General features: G+C 45.1%; 17 protein-coding genes. 3 read left to right on the plus strand and 14 right to left on the minus strand.

The window, feature by feature from the left end:
* Window positions 1–29: 29 nt before the first annotated feature.
* Entirely contained in the window at window positions 30–1,499 is a 1,470-nt protein-coding gene (guaB, locus tag KJB30_RS07755) for an IMP dehydrogenase (RefSeq protein WP_214297700.1), read from the minus strand.
* A 134-nt stretch (window positions 1,500–1,633) separates the two neighbouring features.
* Entirely contained in the window at window positions 1,634–2,707 is a 1,074-nt protein-coding gene (locus tag KJB30_RS07760) for a M42 family metallopeptidase (protein ID WP_214297702.1), read from the minus strand.
* A 238-nt stretch (window positions 2,708–2,945) separates the two neighbouring features.
* Between KJB30_RS07760 and KJB30_RS07765 the strand changes: the two genes are divergently transcribed.
* Window positions 2,946–5,195: a GspE/PulE family protein gene (locus KJB30_RS07765; RefSeq protein ID WP_214298018.1), complete on the plus strand. Its 2,250-nt coding sequence runs from the start codon at window positions 2,946–2,948 to the stop codon at window positions 5,193–5,195.
* A 319-nt stretch (window positions 5,196–5,514) separates the two neighbouring features.
* Here KJB30_RS07765 and KJB30_RS07770 read toward each other — a convergent pair whose 3' ends face one another.
* Window positions 5,515–6,414 (minus strand): selenium metabolism-associated LysR family transcriptional regulator, encoded by a 900-nt coding sequence (locus KJB30_RS07770; protein ID WP_214297704.1) that lies wholly within the window; start codon window positions 6,412–6,414, stop codon window positions 5,515–5,517.
* 150 nt (window positions 6,415–6,564) lie between these two features.
* Here KJB30_RS07770 and KJB30_RS07775 point away from each other — a divergent pair, with 150 nt between their 5' ends.
* On the plus strand, window positions 6,565–8,334 hold the full coding sequence (locus KJB30_RS07775) for a M3 family oligoendopeptidase (protein WP_214297707.1): 1,770 nt from the start codon (window positions 6,565–6,567) through the stop codon (window positions 8,332–8,334).
* A 60-nt stretch (window positions 8,335–8,394) separates the two neighbouring features.
* Here KJB30_RS07775 and KJB30_RS07780 read toward each other — a convergent pair whose 3' ends face one another.
* From KJB30_RS07780 to KJB30_RS07800, 5 genes are all read right to left on the minus strand, one after another.
* Complete coding sequence (locus tag KJB30_RS07780) at window positions 8,395–9,459, minus strand: GGDEF domain-containing protein (protein ID WP_214297709.1); 1,065 nt, start codon at window positions 9,457–9,459, stop codon at window positions 8,395–8,397.
* A 29-nt stretch (window positions 9,460–9,488) separates the two neighbouring features.
* Window positions 9,489–10,745 (minus strand): histidine--tRNA ligase, encoded by a 1,257-nt coding sequence (gene hisS / locus KJB30_RS07785; RefSeq protein WP_214297711.1) that lies wholly within the window; start codon window positions 10,743–10,745, stop codon window positions 9,489–9,491.
* A 34-nt stretch (window positions 10,746–10,779) separates the two neighbouring features.
* Window positions 10,780–12,159: a GGDEF domain-containing response regulator gene (locus KJB30_RS07790; RefSeq protein WP_214297713.1), complete on the minus strand. Its 1,380-nt coding sequence runs from the start codon at window positions 12,157–12,159 to the stop codon at window positions 10,780–10,782.
* Between the two features lie 132 nt (window positions 12,160–12,291).
* On the minus strand, window positions 12,292–14,709 hold the full coding sequence (locus KJB30_RS07795; RefSeq protein WP_214297715.1) for a DNA internalization-related competence protein ComEC/Rec2: 2,418 nt from the start codon (window positions 14,707–14,709) through the stop codon (window positions 12,292–12,294).
* A 4-nt stretch (window positions 14,710–14,713) separates the two neighbouring features.
* Window positions 14,714–15,874 (minus strand): hypothetical protein, encoded by a 1,161-nt coding sequence (locus KJB30_RS07800; RefSeq protein ID WP_214297717.1) that lies wholly within the window; start codon window positions 15,872–15,874, stop codon window positions 14,714–14,716.
* Window positions 15,875–16,035: 161 nt separating this feature from the next.
* Between KJB30_RS07800 and KJB30_RS07805 the strand changes: the two genes are divergently transcribed.
* Window positions 16,036–17,061, plus strand: coding sequence for an HD-GYP domain-containing protein (locus KJB30_RS07805; protein ID WP_496198530.1), 1,026 nt, complete (start codon window positions 16,036–16,038; stop codon window positions 17,059–17,061).
* A gap of 84 nt (window positions 17,062–17,145) precedes the next feature.
* On the opposite strand, the gene KJB30_RS07810 is transcribed toward KJB30_RS07805, so the two are convergent.
* From KJB30_RS07810 to rnc, 6 genes are all read right to left on the minus strand, one after another.
* The gene (locus tag KJB30_RS07810) at window positions 17,146–17,439 is read right to left on the minus strand and encodes a hypothetical protein (protein ID WP_214297721.1); all 294 of its coding nucleotides are present in this window, start codon (window positions 17,437–17,439) and stop codon (window positions 17,146–17,148) included.
* Between the two features lie 30 nt (window positions 17,440–17,469).
* Window positions 17,470–18,414 (minus strand): class 1 fructose-bisphosphatase, encoded by a 945-nt coding sequence (locus KJB30_RS07815; protein WP_214297723.1) that lies wholly within the window; start codon window positions 18,412–18,414, stop codon window positions 17,470–17,472.
* Window positions 18,415–18,543: 129 nt separating this feature from the next.
* Window positions 18,544–19,263, minus strand: coding sequence for a 3',5'-cyclic-nucleotide phosphodiesterase (locus KJB30_RS07820; protein ID WP_246545574.1), 720 nt, complete (start codon window positions 19,261–19,263; stop codon window positions 18,544–18,546).
* 73 nt (window positions 19,264–19,336) lie between these two features.
* Window positions 19,337–20,164 (minus strand): DNA-formamidopyrimidine glycosylase, encoded by an 828-nt coding sequence (gene mutM, locus KJB30_RS07825; RefSeq protein WP_214297725.1) that lies wholly within the window; start codon window positions 20,162–20,164, stop codon window positions 19,337–19,339.
* A complete protein-coding gene (locus KJB30_RS07830; RefSeq protein ID WP_214297727.1) occupies window positions 20,157–21,236 on the minus strand; it encodes an elongator complex protein 3 in 1,080 nt (359 codons plus the stop codon). The genes mutM and KJB30_RS07830 overlap by 8 nt, the downstream gene beginning before the upstream one ends.
* The gene (gene rnc / locus KJB30_RS07835) at window positions 21,236–21,934 is read right to left on the minus strand and encodes a ribonuclease III (RefSeq protein WP_214297729.1); all 699 of its coding nucleotides are present in this window, start codon (window positions 21,932–21,934) and stop codon (window positions 21,236–21,238) included. The genes KJB30_RS07830 and rnc overlap by 1 nt, the downstream gene beginning before the upstream one ends.
* Window positions 21,935–22,013: the final 79 nt, after the last annotated feature.

The following is a 22,013-nucleotide window of genomic DNA, read 5'->3' on the forward strand; positions in this document are numbered from 1 at the left end:
GTGAATACGTTGTAAGGTCAGTTACAGGCTCAATTACCTACCCGGTAGTTAGGCGCTTCCTTGGTAATTGTTACATCGTGAACATGGGATTCTTTGAGACCCGCTCCGGTAATACGGATGAAGCGTCCTCGCTCCTGGAGCTCACCGATAGAGGCGCAACCGGTATATCCCATACCGGAACGAAGTCCTCCCAGCAGTTGGTGGATGTTTGCTGAAAGCGGTCCGCGCAAGGGCACCATCCCCTCAATTCCTTCAGGAACAAGCTTTACATCATCTCCGACTTCGGATTGGAAATAGCGATCCTTGCTGCCGTCCTTCATGGCACCGATGGAGCCCATGCCGCGATAGGTTTTATACGTACGTCCCTGATAAAGAACGGTATCGCCAGGTGATTCTTCGGTCCCCGCAAAGAGAGATCCAATCATGATGCAGTCTGCGCCTGCAGTAACAGCTTTGGGAAGGTCTCCTGAATATTTGATGCCTCCATCGGCAATCACCGGAACATCGTATTTGTGGGCTATTCGAGAGCATTCATGGATAGCCGTAATTTGCGGTACCCCTACCCCGGCTACAACACGGGTGGTGCAGATCGAGCCAGGTCCGATTCCCACCTTGATACCATCAACACCGGCTTTAATAAGTGCTTCAGCCGCCTCAGCCGTGGCAATGTTTCCTGCAATGATCTCAACTCCGGGAAAAGTGACTTTGGCGCGTATGACAGCATCAAGTACTCCTTGGGAGTGACCATGAGCTGTATCAATAACAATTACATCCACGCCAGCCTTTATGAGCGCATCCATGCGGGCTTCCATGTCAGCTGTAGGCCCAACCGCTGCTCCGACCCTGAGACGGCCTAGGCTGTCCTTGCAGGAATTAGGATATTTTTTTACCTTTTCAATATCTTTGATTGTGATCAATCCCTTTAGATTTCGATCGTCATCAACCACAAGCAGTTTCTCAACACGGGTATGTTTTAGGTGTTCCTTGGCCTGCTCCAGGGTTGTTCCTACAGGGACGGTAACAAGGTTGCGCTTGGTCATGCGATCAGAAATGGGCAGATCATAGTCTGTTTCAAAACGCAGATCACGATTAGTCAGGATGCCGACCAATTTCCCGTTAGGCTTAATGACTGGTACCCCAGAAATGCGGTAACGTTGCATTATGTCCAGTGCCTCGTTGATCTTCTGATTGGGGCGCATGGTTATCGGATCTACGATCATGCCTGATTCGCTCTTTTTGACTTTGTCGACCTCATAAGCCTGCTCCTTGATGGTGAGGTTCTTGTGGATGATACCAAGTCCCCCTTCTCTAGCCATGCAAATAGCAGTTCTGGCTTCAGTGACCGTATCCATGGCTGCGCTCACTAGAGGTATGTTCAGGTGAATGTTGCGTGAAACGCGAGTTGCGATATTAGTGTCACGAGGCAGTATCAAGGAGTGGGCAGGAACGAGAAGAACATCATCAAAGGTCAAGCCTTCCTGCAGCTTTTCATAGGGCATTTAGGGTACTCCTGCGAATGATAAATTTTATAAAAATTAGTACAGCAGATCAGGCAAGTCAAGTCAAAAGGGGTTAATTTTAATGGATCATAATGTGAGGTGGTGGTGAGGGTATTTCCCTCACCACCAGATTTTCAGGAAGGGATGAATTCATCTCGCGAAGTAATTTTTTCAAGAACCGCCACGATCAACTGTGCCGCATTTTCCAGGTCATTCAAAGAGAGTGTCTCGACAGAGGTATGCATATATCGCAACGGTATTTTGACGAGAGCTGTTGCCACACCGCCACGCGAAATCTGCATGACGTTTGCATCTGTGCCGGTAGCACGCGGTGCTGCAGTGTGTTGAATGGGAATATTCTCCGCCTCCGCGGCACAGTTCAACAATTCGAACAGACGTGGATTGATGTTTGGTCCGCGGGCAAGGATGGGACCTTTACCTAGGAAAATTTCTCCATTATGTTTTTTCTCAACATCTGGTTGATCGGTAGCAAAATCCACCTCCACACAGATACCAATGTCGGGATTAACTGAATAACAACTTGTGGTGCCACCCCGAAGGCCGATCTCTTCCTGTACTGACGAGACACCATACAGGTCCACATTCAACTGTTTACCGCTTTCTTTTACTAGACGCAACACTTCGGCTACGACAAAACAGCCAGCTTTGTCATCAAATCCTCGAGAAGCGACGCGCTCGTTATGAAGGCGGGTGAATGAGCTTTCGAAGGTAACTGCATCCCCTACCCTGACCAGTTTTTGAGCTTCTTCTTTATCTTTTGCGCCGATGTCTATGTATTGTGATTCGAGTTTGACAACTGTTTCCCTGTCTTTGCTATCCATAAGATGTATAGGTTTTTTCCCTATGACACCCGGAAGGGCGCCTGTTGATGTATGAACATTGACCCGTTTACCCGGCGTAAGGTGAGCATCTACGCCGCCAACTGCTGCAAAAAAAAGAAATCCCTTGTCATCAATATATTTAATCTGCAGGCCGATTTCATCCGTATGGCCCACCACCATGACCTTGGGTAGGTTCTGTCCTTTACCGCCAACCTTGGCAATAACATTACCCATTATGTCCGTAGTGATTTCATCACAAAATGCAGCTACGTAATCTCGAAAGACTCGCTGAGCCGGCTGTTCATAGCCGGATGGACTGGGAGCATCAAGAAGCTTTTCAAGAAAAATATTCGATTCGGTGCGCATGTTTTACCCTTTCTTGTTCTTTTGATCAGTGGAGCTTTAATTACTATACCAGCGCCTTTTTTAAATAGGGAGGCTTTTCACCTTAGTACGTTAAGTATTGGGCTCGTTTACCATTGTTTTAAGTTTGTTAAATAAAACCAATTTGATATTATGGCTCGAATCCACTCATGAACAGGAGGATGTCGTGGCTTTGGAACAGAAGTTTTTCAAACAGCAGCTGGAATTCCGAAAACGGTTGATGGAAAAGATTAATGAGATACATTCTTCTGACAGCCTTGATGTACTTCTGGTCAAGATAAAGGAAAGCATCGCCCCACTTTTCGATGCTGAGCGCATTACTATTTATCTGACAGATACCAGAAACAAAATCCTTGTATCGAAAGTAAAGAGTGGTGGTGAGTTGCAGCAGATATCCATTCCCATCAGCGACAACAGTCTTTCTGGGTTTTGCGCATATACCGGCAGAACAATAAATGTCAGAAATGCTTACGATACTCATGAATTACTTATGATCGGCAGCAATCTCAGGTTCGACGACACTTGGGACATAAAGACAGGTTTCCGTACCAAGCAAGTACTCTGTGTACCAATGAGTTTTAAAAACATCTTGTTAGGTGTAATCCAGATCATGAACAAGAAGAACAGCACTTTCTTCACGGACCTTGATGTCAATTATGCAACGGAGCTGGCTACATCGCTCTCCATAGCCATTAACAATATCAACCGTCTTACGGTTAGCGCCAACAGCATCCGCCACAGATCTCGATATAATTATCTATTTGACAAGAATCTGATCGACGAAAAGGCGCTGAATCAACTTGATGCTCATCCGGACCTACCTACTATTGGCCTGGACGTTATCCTGATGCGGGAGCTTGGGGTATGTCGGGAAGACATGTCAAAGAACCTCTCATTATATTTTGGTACCGAATTCATCGGGTTCGAACCGGCAACAATGTGGCTAGACAATGAACTCCTCAAACGAGTCAAGCCGGAACGACTGATGAAGGAGTGGTGGGTTCCTTTTAAATTAGAAAACGGCAGGCTGCATATCATTATGGATGATCCAACTGATCTCGCACGCCACGAAACAATAAAGTTCATATATCCCGAATTCAAGCGCATTAGCTACATGGCCGCCTTTAGGGAGGATATCCAGAACTATATTAGCCTCTTTTACGGAAACGGCGGGCCTGGCGGTAAGGACAGCAGCATTAATGAGCTTATTAGTAAACTGGACGCAGGTGAAGAACCAGAGATTGAATGGGAGTCCCGCAAGGTTTCTGAGCAAGACAATGTAATTGTTCAGCTGGTCAACAAGATCATTGTTGATGCAGTGCGCAATAAAGCTTCAGACATACACATCGAGCCGTTTCCTGGCAAGGAAGATGTCCGGGTTCGAATGCGCTTCGATGGCCGCTGCAAAATCTATCAGATGATCCCATACAAGTATAAATATGCCATACCCTCGCGCATCAAAATAATGTGTGGTCTTGATATTTCAGAGCGGCGCAAGCCACAGGACGGAAAGATAGCTTTTAAAAAATTTGGTCCATTGGATGTCGAATTGCGTGTAGCCACGGTACCAACAGCCGGTCAAATGGAAGACGTTGTCATTCGTGTATTATCTTCCGGTGAACCTATTGGCTTCAATAAGTTAGAATTGACACATCGTAACGCTTGTGTTTTGGAAAGATGTATCAGGCAGCCATACGGTCTTGTTTTGGTGGTCGGACCAACCGGATCTGGCAAGACTACTACTCTTCATTCAGCCATCTCCGTCATCAATACGCCTGAAACCAAAATCTGGACTGCCGAAGATCCTGTAGAGATTACACAGCCTGGCCTGCGCCAAGTTCAGGTACACTCAAAAATAGGCTTCACTTTTGCTGCGGCATTACGCTCGTTTCTGCGGGCAGATCCGGATGTAATCATGGTGGGCGAGATGCGTGATAAAGAAACTGCAGAGATAAGCATAGGGGCCTCGCTAACCGGTCATCTCGTTTTTTCCACACTGCACACAAATTCAGCCCCTGAGACAGTAACTCGTTTACTGGATATGGAGCTGGATCCTTTCAGCTTTTCCGATGCTATTCTCTGCATACTGGCCCAACGGCTGGCCCGCAAACTTTGTACCACCTGCAGACAGGAATACATCCCTCACAAGGAAGAACTGGAAGAAATAATTTTAGAATATGGAATTGATGATTTTCTCAAGAGTGGTATCAATCCAGCTGCAATCAGGTTATACCGGTCAGCAGGTTGCGCTACATGTGGAGATACCGGATACGTGGGACGTCTGGGGCTGCATGAAGTGCTGGAGGGAAGCGATCAGCTAAAAGCACTGATAAAGCGCAAGGCAGAAATTGAACTTATCCGCCAACAGGCGATGGCTGATGGCATGACGACTTTGAAACAGGATGGGATTCTTAAATGTCTTAAAGGCCTTACTGATTTGCGCGAGGTAAGGAGAGTCTGTATCAGGTAAAGGATGCGAGACCTCAAAGGTGCTCGTTTTTACCTTGTTTGAATTGCATCTTCAGTACCACTAGAAAAAAAGGAAAGACACCGCACAAAAGCCCCCATAGATAAGGGTTCTTGCCGCGTTTACGGGCCATCATGAACCCAAAGATGCCAGGCAGACCAAAAAACAACAGAATAAAGATGAGTTCGCTCAAAAGATTTCCTAACGAGTTGTTTGCTTACAGGGAATAAATAGTAACATTCATTTTTATGGATTTCAAACTGATGAATACTCGAAATTAGCGTGCCGTCCACAATTTAGACTAAAGTAATCCATGGTCGTTTTAACTGTTATAAACATCCTGGGTCATCAGTAGCCAAAAGGCTGCTGCTGCTGGAGAAAGCTCCCTGCCAGATCTCTTCACTGCATAAAAGTTTCTCGATATCTCCAGACCTAATATTGTTAAAACTGCCAGTGTGCCGTCCTCCAGATCCTTTGCAACTGCCAGATTGGACATGAAGGCACACCCAGTTCCGTTCATGACTGCCCTGCGTACGGCCTCGCTGCTACCGAGAACAGCAGTCGTGCGTAGTTTTTCCTTTTTTACCCCGGCAGAAAAAAGTGCCTTATGTACAGCCTGTTGTGTGCCTGATCCATCTTCACGCGCTACAAGCGGAATTTGGCACAATTCAACTGGAGTAAGGTTATTCCCTATTTTTTCCATGATGGTAGGTGGGGCCACACAGATAATATTGTCCTGACCGATGGGAACGGACTGCAACCTCTCATCGTCAACGTGTCCTCCAACAAGGCCAAGCTCAATCTGGCCATTTAGCAATTGTTGCTGAATGGAAGTACTATCGCCTTGAATTACGTCAAGGCAAACTTTGGGACAGACTTTAAGGTAATCACCGAGCATTGCGGGAATTAAACAAGTGCCTGGGATACTGCTGGCACCCACTTTTAGAACAACATTTTCCATACCGCGGAACCGTCGGATCGCTGAGAGCGAGTTCGAACATTCCTTGATAATCTTGAGTGAGTGTTCAAGAAATAAAGTGCCCGCTTCAGTGAGAAACACACCACTACGGCTGCGATCGAACAACCTGATTTCAAGTTCATCTTCAAGTGCGTGTATATGCTGACTTGCAGTTGATTGTGTAATGCAGGCCTTCTCAGCACCTTTTGAAAAACTGAGATATTCTGCCACGGCAACGAAAACTTCTAATTGCTTTAATGTCACGTTCAATCTCCTTTGATTCACAACAAGGTACAACAGTTGGTGATGCTTGTAAAATCCTTCCTTGGATGGAGTTGACCATCTTGACGGTACGGTTCCCACGTAGTAATCTTTCCGGATTAAGTATCCATTCATGATTTCATGGAGACAAGCATGCCACAGACTGACCTCACTTGGAACACTTCCCTGCTTTATTCAGCTCCCGATTCACCCGAACTTGAGGCGGAGCTGAATTCATTTGAAAGTATGGCGGCAAGTTTCCGTCAGCGTTATTTCGAGAAGATTTCTCAGCTTGATCCTCAAAGTTTACTTTCTGCTTTACGGGAATACGAGGCGATGCAGGTTTCGATGGCAAAGCCTTTCTGTTACGCCCATTTGCTGTTTGCTGCTGATTCGACTAACGAAATTAATCGTGCTCTTTCTCAGCGCTGTTCAGAACTGGGTAACCGTCTATCTCAACAATTGCTGTTTTTCGATTTAGAATTAATGAACATGGAAGACGATCGCTTTGAAACGTTGTGCTCACTGCAGGAAGCTGATAGATATCTGCATTTTTTGAGGAGCATTCGCAAGTTCCGCCCTTTTACTTTGAAAGAAAATGAAGAACGACTTCTTACCCGTAAGAATCTTACCGGACTTAGCGCCTTCACTAAACTGTTCGATGAGCTTTCTGCCTCATTCCGTTACACCATGGAAATGGACGGTGAAGAACAGGAATTTACGGGTGAGGAATTGCTTTCCCTGCTTCACCATCCCTCCCCCGATGTACGCTTTCGCGCTCTGACGCTTTTCCTGGAACGACATGGCGAGCATGGCATAGTCTACAACTCAGTGTTTAACAATATGGCACTAGACCATGGGCAGGAAATGGAACTGCGCAATTACACCTCACCCATTCAGCCAACCAATATTGGAAACGAGATACCGGATGAGGCGGTGGAACATCTGATGGAAACTACGGAGGCTAATTATGGCCTCGCCCAGGAATATTTTCGATTAAAAGCAAAAATGCTGGGCATGGACAAAATTCGTAACTGTGACATGTATGCTCCAGTGGCCGAAAGTGAAAAGAAATTTGAATTCAATGAGGCTCGCAACATGGTGGTAGCTGCTTACACAGCATATGATCCTGAATTTGGCCGCATTGTGGAGGCTTTTTTCAGTGAACGTCGGGTTGATGTGATGCCTCGTACCGGCAAATCAGGTGGTGCTTTTGCCATGGGCATAAGTCCCGAAGCCCCACCCTTCCTGCTGCTCAATTATACCGGCACTCTGCGAGATCTGGCTACCATAGCCCATGAGGCCGGTCACGGCCTGCACTTTGTCCTGTCACAGAAACAGAACATGCTTAACTACCATGCTCCGCTTCCCTTGGCAGAGACAGCCTCCGTGTTTGGAGAAATGCTGTTGACACGCATGCTGTTAGAAAATGAAAGTGATCCGGTTGTTCGCCGCTCTCTCCTGTGCGCCAAAATCGAAGATATAATCGCAACCACTTTCCGCCAGACTGTACTTACCCGTTTTGAGCTGCGCCTGCACCGCGAACGTTCGAAAGGATTGCTTTCAAATGTGAGGATCGGAGAAATCTGGTTGGAGGAAAATGCAAAACTATTCGGGAATGCAGTCGAGATGATCCCGGCCTATCAATGGGGATGGAGCTATATCAGCCACTTCATTCACAGCCGATTTTACTGCTATTCATATACCTTTGCAGAGCTATTGGTGCTGGCGTTGTTTCAAAAATATCGTGAAGAAGGCGAGAGTTTCAAGCCTGGTTACCATTCCCTGTTGGAGTCCGGCGGTGCACTCTCACCAGCGGAAACGGCCCGACTCGCAGGAATTGATATAAATGAAGGGAATTTCTGGCAAAAAGGATATGATTTCTTAGCGGGATTAATTGATGAACTTAAAGCAATAGTTTAACTACTAAAGCAGCTGTTTGCTTCGATTTTTCGAGGCAGACGGCTGTGGTTATCTCACTTCTCATAATTTACCAGAAAAAACCTTCACACCGTCTCTGGTTGATTCCTTAACCTCGTACATTGCCTTATCGGCGGCCTGCACTAGTCCACGCTTTGAGTCAGCATCATCAGGAAAAGATGCAATGCCGAAACTTGCGGTAATGACAAGTTGTTCTCCTGTATCGGTAAAAAAATGATGTTTAGCAATGGCGCTGCGCAGATTCATTGCCATAAACAATGCGCCACGCTTTGAAGTTTCGGGCAATATTATGACAAATTCATCCCCACCGTATCTTGCAGCCATATCTGTGCCACGAATACTCTTTTGGAGCAGAGCACCAAACTCTGAGAGTATCCGGCTGCCCACCAGATGACCGTAGGCATCATTAATGTGTTTAAACCGGTCAAGATCTATAAAAACAAGTGAAAATGTTGATGAATAACGTTTTGTGCGCTCGATTTCTACATCCAGCAATGTGTGAAAATGAGTGGCATTAAAGAGTCCGGTCAATTCATCAGTAATGACCAGTTCATTTACCTTCGTGAAGTTTCGGGCGTTTTCTATGGCAATGGCGGCATAATCCGCAATAGTATCCAAGGTTTTCAAGTCACTGTCGGTAAACTGCAGGTCATCCAAACTGTTGATTAGTTGGATAACACCAACCACTTTTCCTCTGATTTTGAGGGGAACACAGATAATGGAGCGGGTTAAAAAACTAGTCGTGTGCTCGAAAGGAGCAATAAAGCGTTCGTCATTGCGCACATCTTCGATCAGGACAGACTCGGCATTAAGAGCGACCCACCCAGCAATACCTTCGCCTTTTTTAAAACGGAAATCTGCAAGAAGTTCATCGACGGGAGGAACTGCAATTTCGAAATAAAGTTCATCAGTGGCATCGTCGATTAAAAGCAGGGACCAAGCTTTGGGCTTTAGCAGCAGACTGACCTTCTGCATGATAATCTCAAGCACTTCTTGAAGATTCAGGCTGGAAGTAAGTGTTTTTCCAATCTCTACCATGATATTCAATAGCGAGTTGGTACGTTCCAGCTTTTCCAAGTAAAGATTTGAATCAGGTGTGCTTGACATTGGTATGGATCTCATCTCCTTATGGTCATTCAATATTTTTCTATGGACACCAACCGGGCCACCGCTTCCGGCGTAAGTACCGACTCAGTAGAGCTGCCATCTTCCATTTTTTTGAAAGCAGCGTGACCGTTAGCAACTTCATTCCCACCAATCACTACACTAAAACGTGCCTTTAGTTTTCCGGCACGCCGCATCTGGCTTTTCAAGCTTTTTCCTTCATAGTCTATTTCCGTTCGAACCCCCAGATTGTGCAGTCCTGTCATCAATGTAAAGGCAGCAGCCCGTTCTTCCGCACCCATCGTAGCAATAAAAAGGTCTGGGGGGCTTGTGAAATCCCTTTCTCCAAGCAGCAGGGCAACTCGCTCAACTCCAATGGCAAATCCGATACCAGGAATGGAGGGTCCCCCAAGTTGAGAAATAAGTCCATCATAACGCCCCCCGGCAGCAACGGCCGATTGTGATCCAAGCTGTCCAGTTACCATTTCGAAGGTTGTACGGGTGTAGTAGTCAAGCCCGCGAACCATTCTTGGGTTGATATGAAAAATAGTATCTGTACTTTTCAAGTAGCTTTGTACTGCCTCAAAATGTTCATCACACTCTGTACAAAGATGAGCCAGCATAGATGGGGCCCCTTGTGTAGCCTCTGCGCAGCTTGGCACCTTACAGTCAAGAATACGTAGCGGATTAGTGGTAATGCGCCGGCGACAGTCATCACACAGTTGAGACAGGCGACTTTCCAGGAATTTAACCAGAATTTCTCTATACTGAGGGCGGCATTGGGGGCATCCAAGTGAATTAATCTGCAGAGATGGTTCGTCCAGTCCAATCTCGCTAAAAAAAGCACACAACATGTTGAGAATCTGGGCATCAGCAAGCGGATCGTTGACACCGGTAACTTCTACACCAATTTGATGAAACTGACGATAACGCCCCTTCTGTGGCCGTTCATAACGAAACATTGGGCCCAGGTAGTATAATTTTGTAACAGGATCTTGTGCATGTAGCTTATGTTCAATAAAAGCCCGCATTACACCGGCAGTGCCCTCGGGTCGCAGAGTTACGCTATTTTCTCCTTTGTCCGTAAAAGTGTACATCTCCTTTTCAACGATATCGGTAGCATCACCAATGGAACGACAAAACAGTTCGGTTTTTTCCATGACAGGAACTCTGATTTCAGAAAACCCATTGCATTCAAAGATCCGGCGCGCAGCTTGTTCTATGTACTGCCACCTGCCTGATTCACCTGGTAAAATATCATTAAAGCCTTTTATCGCGGTAATGGCCATACGTTTCCTCTTTAAGTGGGATTTTTAGGGGGATTCAGGAGGTTTTCTTGTGGCGGGTAACGCAGTTCTTGCCGCTGCCCTTGCCTGCATACATGGCGATGTCAGCCATTTCAAGCAGCTCGTGCTTACTGAGGGTATCGTCCGGACAGCAGGAATAGCCGATGCTGCAGGTAATTTTGATATTCAACCCTCTCTCGGCCAAAAAAGAATGGGATTCAACCTGCTTTCGAACACGTTCCGCAACTGAAGCAGCCGCTTCAGGACTGGTTTCAACCAGTATGATTGTATATTCATCGCCACCGTAACGAATAACCACATCAACATCCCTGACGGATATTCTCAACAAAATACCTACTTCCCTCAGAACTTGACTGCCGACAAGGTGACCGTGAGTATCATTCACCTGCTTAAATGCATCCAGATCTAGGAAAAGAACAGCAAGCTGAGAAGAGTAGCGTTCTATTCGCTTTAGTTCCCGATCAAGAGCGATTTCAAGGTAGCGGTGATTGTAAAGGCCGCTCAGGTCATCAATAAAGAGCATATCATTCGCAAGACTGAAGCTTTTGGCATTTTCGAATGCTTTCAAAGACTGTTCCATTAAAAATAAAATATTCTCTTTGCTGTCGAAAAAGTCAGGCAACTCCAGCCCCGGATTATTAAATAAAACCATAACCCCCTGCAACAAGTCTTGGTGGTTATGCATAAATATCAAAAAAGCTTCTTCCATGTCGGTGTCGACCATATCCGGAATTGTTTTTGGCAGATCCTTGATATGTTTCACCAGCTCAGTTTCAGCAATTCCTCTGCCAACCTCTGTCTCTATTATAGTTTTCAAACAAGATGCAGTTTCTGCGGTTACATTTCGACTTTGTAGTATTTCAAGCGCTTTATCGGACCGGAACACCCCCATATAGCGGTCAACGCCTACTTCTCTTGCAACTGCATCCAAAATAAGATGATAAATGCGTTCGATTTCAAGACAGCCGGCGATCGCCTGACTGGACTGACACAAACTCAGCATGTTCTTAAGCTGTTTAATTTCATTTCGCATTCTACGCTGTTCAAAAACACGAGCAACAGTATGAATAATTTCATCAGAATGTATCGTTTTCAGGATATAGCCAGAGGCACCATATTTAAGAACAGCAAGTGCTGATTCGAGGTGATCAATAGCAGTGGAGATAAGAACATTAGTACATGAATTAGATAGAGAAGGCTGGGAGAGGAATTGCGTGATTGCCACGTCCTCCATGTGAAAATCGGCTATCACCAATTCGTAGTGATTATTTTTCAAAACAGCTAGTGCATCAAGTCCACACAGTACGCAGTCTACTGCATAATTATGAGCTTTAAGTAATCCTGAAAGACTTTCTGAGTAAAAGGAGTCTTTTTCAATTATAAGAATGTGATTCATGTTGACTCATTTTGGAATAGCAAAAATGACTAAATTATCCATCTTTTTTACCGCATTTAGAAGATACCTGTCAAACAGCTTTATTATAAGTAGTAGTTGAAGATGGGTAAAATATCCCTTGAGAAACCGAAATTATAAAAGACGGTCCTCGCTTCGGAAAGGAGTAGCAACATTCCAGGTTTTTCCATCGCTTATGAATTCGATGGTCCCATCGCGATCGGTTCGGTAGGTTGCGATTCCCCTGCGATGCAGACGCTGAAGTGTTTCTAATGATGGCAGTGAAAAATTGTTGTTTAAACCTGCTGATATGATAGCCACGCTGGGGTTCACGTGGTCAAGGAATTTGTCGGAAGTAGAAAAACGACTACCATGGTGCCCCACTTTCAGCAGTGTTGATGCCACTTCGGCTGTATCTGTCAGTATCTTTGTTTCGGTAGAAAAACCGGCATCCGCAGTAAACAAAACCTTGATTTCTCCATATACAAGTTGAAACACGAGAGACTCTTCGTTTGCATCCGAATATTTCTGATCTGCAAAGCCTTGCTGAGCTGAAGGTGACAACACATTTATGACTATTTTGTCTCCTAATTGGAAAGAATCGCCCTTTACAAGCATACGTCGTGGTACCTGACGTTCGGCCAGATAATCACATAGCTTATTGTAATTAGCTCCTCTAGAAATTGTAGCAGGCTCCCAGAATTCTCCGACCGGCATCGATTTGATCAGAAATGGTAGACCGCCAGAATGGTCCGGATGATCATGGGTCATTATCAATCGATCAATGTGATTTACGCCAAGCTTTCGGAGTGCTGGTGCCAGAATTCTCTCTCCAAAATCCTGTTCAGTGTCATATAGGTAGCCGCCTCCGTCCACTAGCATAGTAGAACCCTCAGGAAAACGAATCAATATAGATTCTGCTTGTCCAACACTAAGCATGGTAACGTGCAGGCGTCCGTCAGCTAGAGCAGGTCCGGCTAGATGGATAACAACCGCTGCAACCGGCAACAATGCACATAAAATGTATTTCATTCGCGACGGGCGCAACAAAGTAAAAAGGGATAGGCAGGTAAGAAAAAAGAACATGTCCACTGTGGTGATTCCATGAAAATGAATCAAGGGCAGGCTCCCGAAGATAATTATCATGAAATTTGAGACTTCTACCATCTTTCCAGCAAATAAAAGCAGTAGATGAGCAATTGGCGTATAAATGTAGATCATGGGCAATGCACAGAAGCCAGTCAGTACAGCCCCGTATCCTAAAAGCGGTACTATCAGGAAGTTAGCCAAAATCCCATTGAGTGAGGCTTGGTTGAAAGCAAAAAGTACCGGGATGATTGTTGCAAAAGATGCAGCGCAGGAAGTCACCACAAACTGGAACAAGGTGCGCATCCAACTCCGACGAAAGTTACCAATCCTTTCCATTACAGGGGCAACAGTTATGACTATTCCCCACAGAGCAATAAATGAAAGTTGAAAAGAAATATCAAACAGGCTGGGAGGGTTCAGGGAAATCAGCACCAGAGCAGACAGGAGGAGTGTGTTAACAGCATCAACCTCTCGTTCTGCGTAAAGGGCCATGACAAAGGTAATCAGCATGATAACAGACCGGGTGGTGGCCGGAGCAGCTCCTGTTAACACCAGGTATAGCACCATGGCCGGTAGAGCCAGCAGTAAGATACATCGTCTGAGGTTAAAACTTAAAGCCAGGTATTCGATACGGCTCACCGCAACCATTGTCATTTGAACTACGAAGAAAGCAATTATTCCAATGTGGAAGCCAGAAATGGAGAGAATATGATTAACGCCAGCTCTGGTATAGGCTGAATTGAGCTGTTGAGGAATTCGCTTCTGATCCCCAATCAGTAGAGCTGTCATCACCGATGACACAGAATTGTCCGGCAGGTTCTCACGTATAGCATCACCAAAACGGTGTGCAGATAGATCAATTTTGCGCAGTAGTGAGTTTTGGACCGCTCCTCGAATGAGGACAATATCATCAGCCGAGGCAACTCTTCCTGTAGCGGCTATTCCATTTAACTCTAAATAGCGGGCATAGTCGAACTCGCCAGGCAGGCCAAGCTTATGAGGAATGTGGAGGCGTGTAGAAAGAAGGATTCGGTCCCCCCTCATCACATTTATGTCACCAGTTGTGACAAAAACCTGTAACTTTCCATCTGTTAAAGTCGTTGCTTTACCATTTCTAATTCGATCCACATGTACTACAAAGCTGCTGCCGGTAATGCTGGTAACCGGCCGCGAGCTTATGATTCCTTCGACTGCAACGGGGGTGCGGGATGAAAGCGATTGGATCAGAGAAGAGAATGGTGACGGTGTTTTCCAGGGAGTAAGGGCGTGAAGACCATATACAAAGAAAAAAAGAAAACTCAAAAGATGCAACGGAAAAGAATGTCGAATGTAACATGCAAGGAGCAGACAGCCAAAAACTGCTGCAATAGATTTTAAAGAAAGGAGCAGGCCCAACAAATCAGAAACATAAATCCCTGATGCAAATGCCACAAAAGGGATGAGCAGTGGGCGCTCATTGAACATCTAGTTATCTTCTTACCGGGTATTTTTTCCGAATCGTTTCCAGAAATCTTCTGGCCTCGTCTGCTGTTACTTGTCGATCCGTGGCCCCTTCTATTCCAGCCAGTGCACACAGTGTAGAGGGACTCTGCGCTTTAGGTGTCAGTTCAATAATATCAAGGCCCCCCATGGGAGCTAGATGAATTCGGATCATGTTGTCTCCGGCTTCAAGACGAAAAATACCCAGATTAACTATGTCCAAATACGGCTTACTGGGCACGGAAAAGGAAACATCATTAATACTCCCGCTCAGTATGTTTCCCATTGCTCTAATCCGGACAGCAAAAAAACCTGATTTAGATATTTTAATGGGAATTTCAACTAAGGCGCCCAAATAATTGGCGCGCAGCCACGCCCGTGAACTGAATGGGCCAAGAAAATCTATTGTTGATGGCGATACATTATTATTTTTTAGTGCGGCATCCACTGCGGTGATTCTTACTGCAGTTTCCTCCTTGCTATCCGGAAGTCGCTCATAAAGATCAATTAAGGCAATTCCGGTTTCAGCCATGCGTTGATTGGTCAAAGGTTCCTTGAAGCGCCATCCTCCAAAGGGTTGGATCGGTTTATGATCACCAGCTGTAAGAGTAAAGGAGTCAATAGCTCCTTCAGGAGGTATGGTTACCTCAAACGAAACCACTCCTGGTGCAAGCATCACTTTGCCAAAATCAACTTTTGTGAAAACACTGGACGAAGATCCTCCCGAAAATTTCTTATCGCCAAACTTCCATGTAAAACCCTCGCCCTTAACATTAGCTCTAATGCTGAACTCTCCTCCCAAAGGAAGCAGAGCTGTAAAGTGAACTGTTGTGGGCGCAGAGACGCCCATAAGCCATTGTTTACCTGTAAAAGACCCAAAAAGCTCATAGTTACGAGCCGTCACATTATCAGTCTGGGGGTTGTAAGCATTCTCAGCTTCAAAATGAAAATTCCTTTTGCCGCCGAGAATGATGAGATAATCCCTGTCTGAAGGTTCTTTGGGAAGTCCATCAAACCAGTTAAACTCAGAAATGATCATGCGGGCAAAATCTTTTTGGGTGAATGACATCAATGCTGTGTCTGATGTCCATCCTGGCAGAACAGTAATCAAAACGAGAACCAGTTGTATGAGAAAATTACGTGCCATCATACTGATCTTCACCTTTGAAAAGTTAGTGTTTAACGTGCTGCAAGTGGATTTATAGCATGATTAATGTTGCTTGAAAACAAAGCAATTGAATGGTAAATAGATAAGCCTAATTGTAAAGATAGCTTACTTCGGGAGTCTACATGAACGAACACATCCTGATTGTGGATGATGAAGAAATGATCAGGGAACTTCTTTCTGCTGCCCTCCAACAGGAAGGGTACCATTGCTATCTGGCGGAAAATGTAGATGCCGCATTCACCATATTGGCGGATCAGAATATTGATCTTGTGATTTCAGATATTATGATGCCTGGCAAAAGCGGCGTTGATTTGCTCAAGGATCTAAAACAAGTTAATACAGACATTGCGGTGCTGATGATTACCGGTTTATCAGATATGAACACAGCCATGGATTGCATTCACCTTGGAGCAGATGATTACATTGCCAAACCTTTCAGCATCACCCGAGTCATTCTGACCGTTAGGAACATGTTGGCCAAGCGCAGCCTGGCTATTGAAAAAAAGAATTATCAGATCAGCCTCGAATACAAAGTGATGGAACAAACCGAGCAAATCCGTCGAACAATGAACGATTTGCATGAGGCGTATGATAATACGTTGACTGCTTTGGTAAAGGCACTTGATGCTCGGGAGAAAGAAGTTGGTTCTCATTCTGAGAGGGTCATGAATTACACCTTACTCATGGCCAGCAAATTACGAATCACCGGAAGAGCACTGGAGATACTTGCAAAGGGAGCTCTGCTACATGATACGGGAAAAATAGGAATTTCCGACAACATTCTTCTGAAACCGGGAAAACTGAATGAGCATGAATGGTTGCTTATGCGCCGGCACCCCGAAATAGGATATGCCATACTTGCAGAAATTGACTTTTTGAAGGGACCTGCTGAAATTATACTTACTCACCACGAACGGTTTGATGGTACTGGTTATCCTAGAGGGCTCAAGGGCGAACAGATACCTATAGGGTCCCGCATTTTTGGTCTAGTTGATACATTGGATGCAATGACATCCGATCGTCCCTATCGGAAAGCTCTTCCTTTTGACTCTGTTACCAGTGAAATACGTAAATACCGCGGCAGCCAATTTGATCCTGAAATTTCAGACCTTTTCCTTTCAATTCCTCGCCATCAGTGGGAAGAATGCTCCGGAAAAAAGTTCTTCTAAAAAAACAGCCATCTACAAATAACTCGGGGGAAGCTACCTTGTTGGTTGCTTCCCCCGAGTCATTCATTGTAATTCGGACTTCATCTAATCTTCTTCCCATCCATCTTCAGAATCAATGCTGAAGCCATGTGTTTCCATAAAATCGCCTTCAACATCCGATTCCTGATCTTCATCGATCTCGTCTTTTAGATAATGTTTTGCAGAACCTTCTTCTTTCTCTGAAATACTTTCAAAGCGTGCTAGCAGTTCTGAATCAATACAGAAACGTCCATCCTTTTGATTACATTGATCCAAATCGCACAAATCAAAAAGCTGGATCTCGTTGCAAAGGCGTTGAGCTGGTTTCACCTGCTCGGTTTTTTCTATCTTTTCTTCCATCTTCTGGCCCTTAATTTGTTGTTTAGCTATTCAGCAGGTACCGTTCAAAAACTCTCCAGCCTTGCTAACATCTTCACGGCAACCGATATATACTGGACATCGCTGATCCAGCCCTTCGGGCTCAATATCCAGAATTGGGATTTCGCCATTGGTAGCAGCACCACCTGCTTGCTCCAATAGGAAAGCCATCGGATTCAATTCAAATAAAAGTCGTAGCTTTCCATTGGGACTGCCATCCAAGGCTGGGTACATAAACAGCCCCTTCCCTTTCATCAATATCTGGTTTATGTCCGGAACAAAACCACCTGAGTACCTGAGTTTGGATCCCTTCTCCTCCAGGTAACGGATGAATCTTTCATTACTTTCGTTATATTTCTTGCGCAAACCGCCTGGGGAATAAATGTCACCACAAGGTTTCATCTGGATCTGTTCGCGGGTCAAAGTATATTCCATCAACTGATTCATGGTGAATTCGTATACTCCTTTTCCGACAGAATATACAAGTGAGACACGTGGGCCATAAAGTATATACATGGCGCCGACCATTTTGCGGCCTGGTTGAAGCAGATCCTGTCCCTGATAGATTCCAACGATAGTCCCAACAGCAAGGTTTACATCCACCAGTGATGAGCCATCTAGTGGATCATAGGCTACGGAAAACATTCCTTGTGGATTGCTTGTAACTTGGAAAATTTCTTCCATTTCTTCAGAGGCAATATTACAGACCACGCCAGAGTGCTGCAGACGCTTGCGCATGATGCGGTCAGATAAGACGTCGAGCGCAAGTTGCTCTTCGCCATAAAGATTGGAAGTACCAGCCACACCAAGATCACCGGTACGAACTGCATTAATCACATATTTGCTGGCTTCTGCTACTTCGCAAATAAGATGAACCAGATTTCCGCTGATATTCTGGTCACGCAGGTGCTGACGCAGATCTACCTGGAATTTTGTCTTTCCCGGTTGGCTGAACATGTAACCTCCACTTTATTGAAATAAATTTGAATTAGTGAAACATACTGTAAACAATCAGTTTTTGCAAGACGAAAGCTTTTTTATTAATAATAAAACTATATATTTTTGCCTCTATAATGAAAAATATTTTTAATTTGATCCCAACTCATAGACATCTCCATCATGAAGAAGTGTAATATTTGATAGGCCAAGCAGTCTGATTTCTTCTTTTATTTCTTTGTAATACTGCGGCTTTGAATGAGTAATGTATATTTTACCAGGAAGTTGCGACATTTTAGCCAGTTCAGACTTTAATAGAGAACAGGTAAGGTGCTTGGTCAACAGAGCAAGTGACACCAAACTGTCAGGGAAAGAGACTTCAGCTATTAGTGCATTCGCACCAGATGCATTTTGCCAAAAATGATCGTTGGGACCGGTATCGCCAGTATAAGCAAATCGCACTCCGTTCTTGGAGATGAGGAAGCCAGCTGCCGGAACGCCATGATCGACAGCCAACGCTTGGACTGTATAATCTTCAATACAGTATTTTTTTGTAAGGACGAGACTTTTAAAAGCAAGCACTGGTGATTCTTTAGAAGGTATTTGTGTAAAATCAGGCCAAATGACGTTATTAAAAAGATGTTTACGAATTGATCTTATAACTGGAGCAATACCGTAAATCTGGATGGTATGTCTGAAAGGTGCGGTAATAGAATTGTCCGCAAGAGATGGAATGGCACGGATATGATCCAAGTGGGCGTGGGTAACGAGAATATGCTTAATAGCCTGTTGTTCTTGTGCGGTTAGAACTGAACCAACTGTCCCAGCATCCAGCAAAAGTTGATCATCTATTAAAAAAGCGGGAGACATGAAACCGGGAAATTCCGCACCAGCTCACCCCAGAACACGTAGCTTCATACTTCCTCTCTTATTTCAAAGTGCATTAATCACCCCTGTGTTGACAGACGGGACAAAAATGGGTTCCTCTCTGTCCTACCCTTATTCTGACAATGGTGCTTCCACAGACAAAACACTGCTCACCACCCCTGCCATATACCTTTACTGCAAAACTGCCAGCCTTGAATACTCCGTCGATATTAGCTCCTTTAGCCTCGACAGCCTCTTCCAGGACAGAATGAACAGAATCGTAAAGAGATTGGACTTCTTCCGATTCAAGATCACTGGAGTTAGTCAGAGGATGTAATCCGGCGCGAAAAAGTATTTCATCGGCATAGATATTTCCTATTCCGGCTACAAAAGATTGGTCGAGCAGGAGCGGTTTGAGTTGTCGTTTATAAAAGGCATAACGAGCTTTAAATTTCGCAGCCGTGACGGTAAGGGCATCTGGTCCAAGAGATTTTGTGACAATTGAGAGATCGTCAACCAACCATGCCCTTCCAAAAGTACGTGGATCATCAAAACGAAGTATCAGATCTTTGTCGAGAAGAAGAGATAGACGTGTATGCTGTGCTTTTATCTCTGAAGAACTCACTAGAGAAAGCCGACCGGTCATACGTAAATGAATCACCAAATAAAAAGATCGTTCCTTGCGATTATCCGCAGTATCTAGTTCAAAGAAAAGATATTTGCCATGACGGGTGACACTGTTGAAATATGCATGTCGCAGCCGATGCAAAAACTCATCTTTCGAACAACCGAAAATGACGTTATTTCCATAAATTACGCCTTCTTCGATTCTGCAACCAATAAGCGATGGAGAAGATGCAGAAAGTGCGCGGACAACGCTTTCAACTTCGGGCAATTCAGGCATTTTCTTCCTCTATTATCCTTTTAATATCGTATTTCAGATCTTTTATGACAGAACCTTGAACCTCATTTTTAGCGTCTGAGACGATGATCTCGCTGGGCATGATATTCTTATCGGGCAGTACTGATTGAATTATTATCTGTTGCTGCAGAAGTCTTAAAAGATTATTGCGCTTATGGCCAATGACATCAGATACACGAGAAGGATGGCACCTTATTTTGAGTGGTACGGATGAGTCCAGACCAGCCAGGAGTTGAACGAGGAGATCAAAATAGAGTTCTGAGTAGACAAGCTGACCGAAGGCGGGATGCCAGCAACCAGCAAGCACATTGTTCCAAGACAGACCTTCATCAGCCTGCAGGCCAATGCGAATAACCTCAACAGGTGCTTTCATGGCTGTCTGTAACATGATTTTACAGATGCTGGCGCCTTTCTCGACGCTCAAAGGAGTGTAATTACCCGTTTCATATCTCTGCGCCAGTTCGGTCCCACGCAACACTACTACTGGATATAGTCTGACAAAGGAAGCGCCAGCATTTATCACTTGTTCCAAAGAACTCAACGAAACGGATAACGAATCCCCAGGCAGTCCAGGCATAAGTTGAGCACCGGCAGTTAGACCTGCTGTGCGAATGCACTTCAGTGCAGCGACGGAAGTTGCGGCATCATGCCCCCGACCCGCCTCAGCTAGAACAATGTCATCCATTGACTGAACACCAAGTTCAATGGTGGTTATACCCTGTTCTGCCAACCAACCCACTTTTCCTGGATCAATGCCATCAGGACGAGTTGATACCCTGACAGAAGCAACAGCACCACTCTTGAGCAGCGGTTGAAGTGGATTCAGTAGTCTTTGCTGCTCATGGTGAGGTAATAAAGTGAAGGTACCACCGAAAAAAGCAACTTCAACTGGACGCCCACCAGAGGAGTGACTCCAGGTGGTTATTTTGTCTAAAATCTCAGAGGTACCTGGAAGTGAGCCGGAAGAACCTGAAATGATGCGTTGATCACAGAAGATACAGGTATGGGGGCATCCCTGGTGGCTGATATAAAAAGGCACCGTAATCTTCTTCATTACGAGCCAGCTTCCCTCAGGTGCTTGAGCGCCATGACAGCTGCTGCCTGTTGCGCACTTTTCTTGGAACGCCCCTCTCCTTCGCCCGCCACTCTGTCTCCCACCAAAACCTGAAAATGAAAATGTCGCTGGTGAGGAGGACCACTTTCTTCAACAAGATGATAGTAAGGAGGCGAAAGCCTCCGCATTGAAAGTAGTTCCTGTAATTCACTCTTTGCATCATTAATGGCAAAAAGCGACTCTGGTTTTTCCAGTATCTCGCCGTACAACCGGACAATAACTCTGCGAGCATTTTCCAATCCACCATCAAGGTAGACGGCGGCAATTAAGGCTTCTAATACATCAGCAAGTATGGAATCTTTCTCGCGCCCTGCTGTCTGCTCTTCACCACGTCCCAATAAAATGAATTGCCCCAGGCCAAAATTTCGTGCGACAGCGGCCAGTGTTGACTGGTCAGCCATTTGTGACCTGTAACGTGACAAGGTACCTTCATCACTTTGAGCAAAACGATTGAAAAGAGACTCTGCCAAAAGCATCCCCAGTACTGCATCTCCTAGAAATTCAAGACGCTGGTAGTCAGCTCCTGCCCCCCCTTTTTCATTGCCATAGGAAGGATGAATCAATGCATTGACAGCCAGATGACTTGAAACAAATTTGTAATCAAGACACTGTTCAAGATATTGGAGATCTGTTTCCATTTTCTTCCTTCACAAACGTAAAAAGTTAAAGCACAAAAGGCGGCCGAGGAGGCCGCCTTTTGTGCTTTACTCATACCAT

This window comes from Pelotalea chapellei, from assembly GCF_018531195.1.
In the GTDB taxonomy this organism is placed as follows: domain Bacteria; phylum Desulfobacterota; class Desulfuromonadia; order Geobacterales; family Pseudopelobacteraceae; genus Pelotalea; species Pelotalea chapellei.

Bases quoted from the DNA above. Each gene is read 5' to 3' on its own strand.
- hisS (WP_214297711.1), bottom strand. From the start codon at position 10,745: ATGGCCATTACCGCGATAAAAGGCTTTAATGATATTTTACCAGGTGAA.
- KJB30_RS07790 (WP_214297713.1), bottom strand. From the start codon at position 12,159: ATGAATCACATTCTTATAATTGAAAAAGACTCCTTTTACTCAGAAAGT.
- KJB30_RS07820 (WP_246545574.1), bottom strand. From the start codon at position 19,263: ATGTCTCCCGCTTTTTTAATAGATGATCAACTTTTGCTGGATGCTGGG.
- KJB30_RS07760 (WP_214297702.1), bottom strand. From the start codon at position 2,707: ATGCGCACCGAATCGAATATTTTTCTTGAAAAGCTTCTTGATGCTCCC.
- KJB30_RS07830 (WP_214297727.1), bottom strand. From the start codon at position 21,236: ATGAAGAAGATTACGGTGCCTTTTTATATCAGCCACCAGGGATGCCCC.
- KJB30_RS07800 (WP_214297717.1), bottom strand. From the start codon at position 15,874: ATGATGGCACGTAATTTTCTCATACAACTGGTTCTCGTTTTGATTACT.
- rnc (WP_214297729.1), bottom strand. From the start codon at position 21,934: ATGGAAACAGATCTCCAATATCTTGAACAGTGTCTTGATTACAAATTT.
- mutM (WP_214297725.1), bottom strand. From the start codon at position 20,164: ATGCCTGAATTGCCCGAAGTTGAAAGCGTTGTCCGCGCACTTTCTGCA.
- KJB30_RS07775 (WP_214297707.1), top strand. From the start codon at position 6,565: ATGCCACAGACTGACCTCACTTGGAACACTTCCCTGCTTTATTCAGCT.
- guaB (WP_214297700.1), bottom strand. From the start codon at position 1,499: ATGCCCTATGAAAAGCTGCAGGAAGGCTTGACCTTTGATGATGTTCTT.
- KJB30_RS07810 (WP_214297721.1), bottom strand. From the start codon at position 17,439: ATGGAAGAAAAGATAGAAAAAACCGAGCAGGTGAAACCAGCTCAACGC.
- KJB30_RS07795 (WP_214297715.1), bottom strand. From the start codon at position 14,709: ATGTTCAATGAGCGCCCACTGCTCATCCCTTTTGTGGCATTTGCATCA.
- KJB30_RS07780 (WP_214297709.1), bottom strand. From the start codon at position 9,459: ATGTCAAGCACACCTGATTCAAATCTTTACTTGGAAAAGCTGGAACGT.
- KJB30_RS07815 (WP_214297723.1), bottom strand. From the start codon at position 18,414: ATGTTCAGCCAACCGGGAAAGACAAAATTCCAGGTAGATCTGCGTCAG.
- KJB30_RS07765 (WP_214298018.1), top strand. From the start codon at position 2,946: ATGGAAAAGATTAATGAGATACATTCTTCTGACAGCCTTGATGTACTT.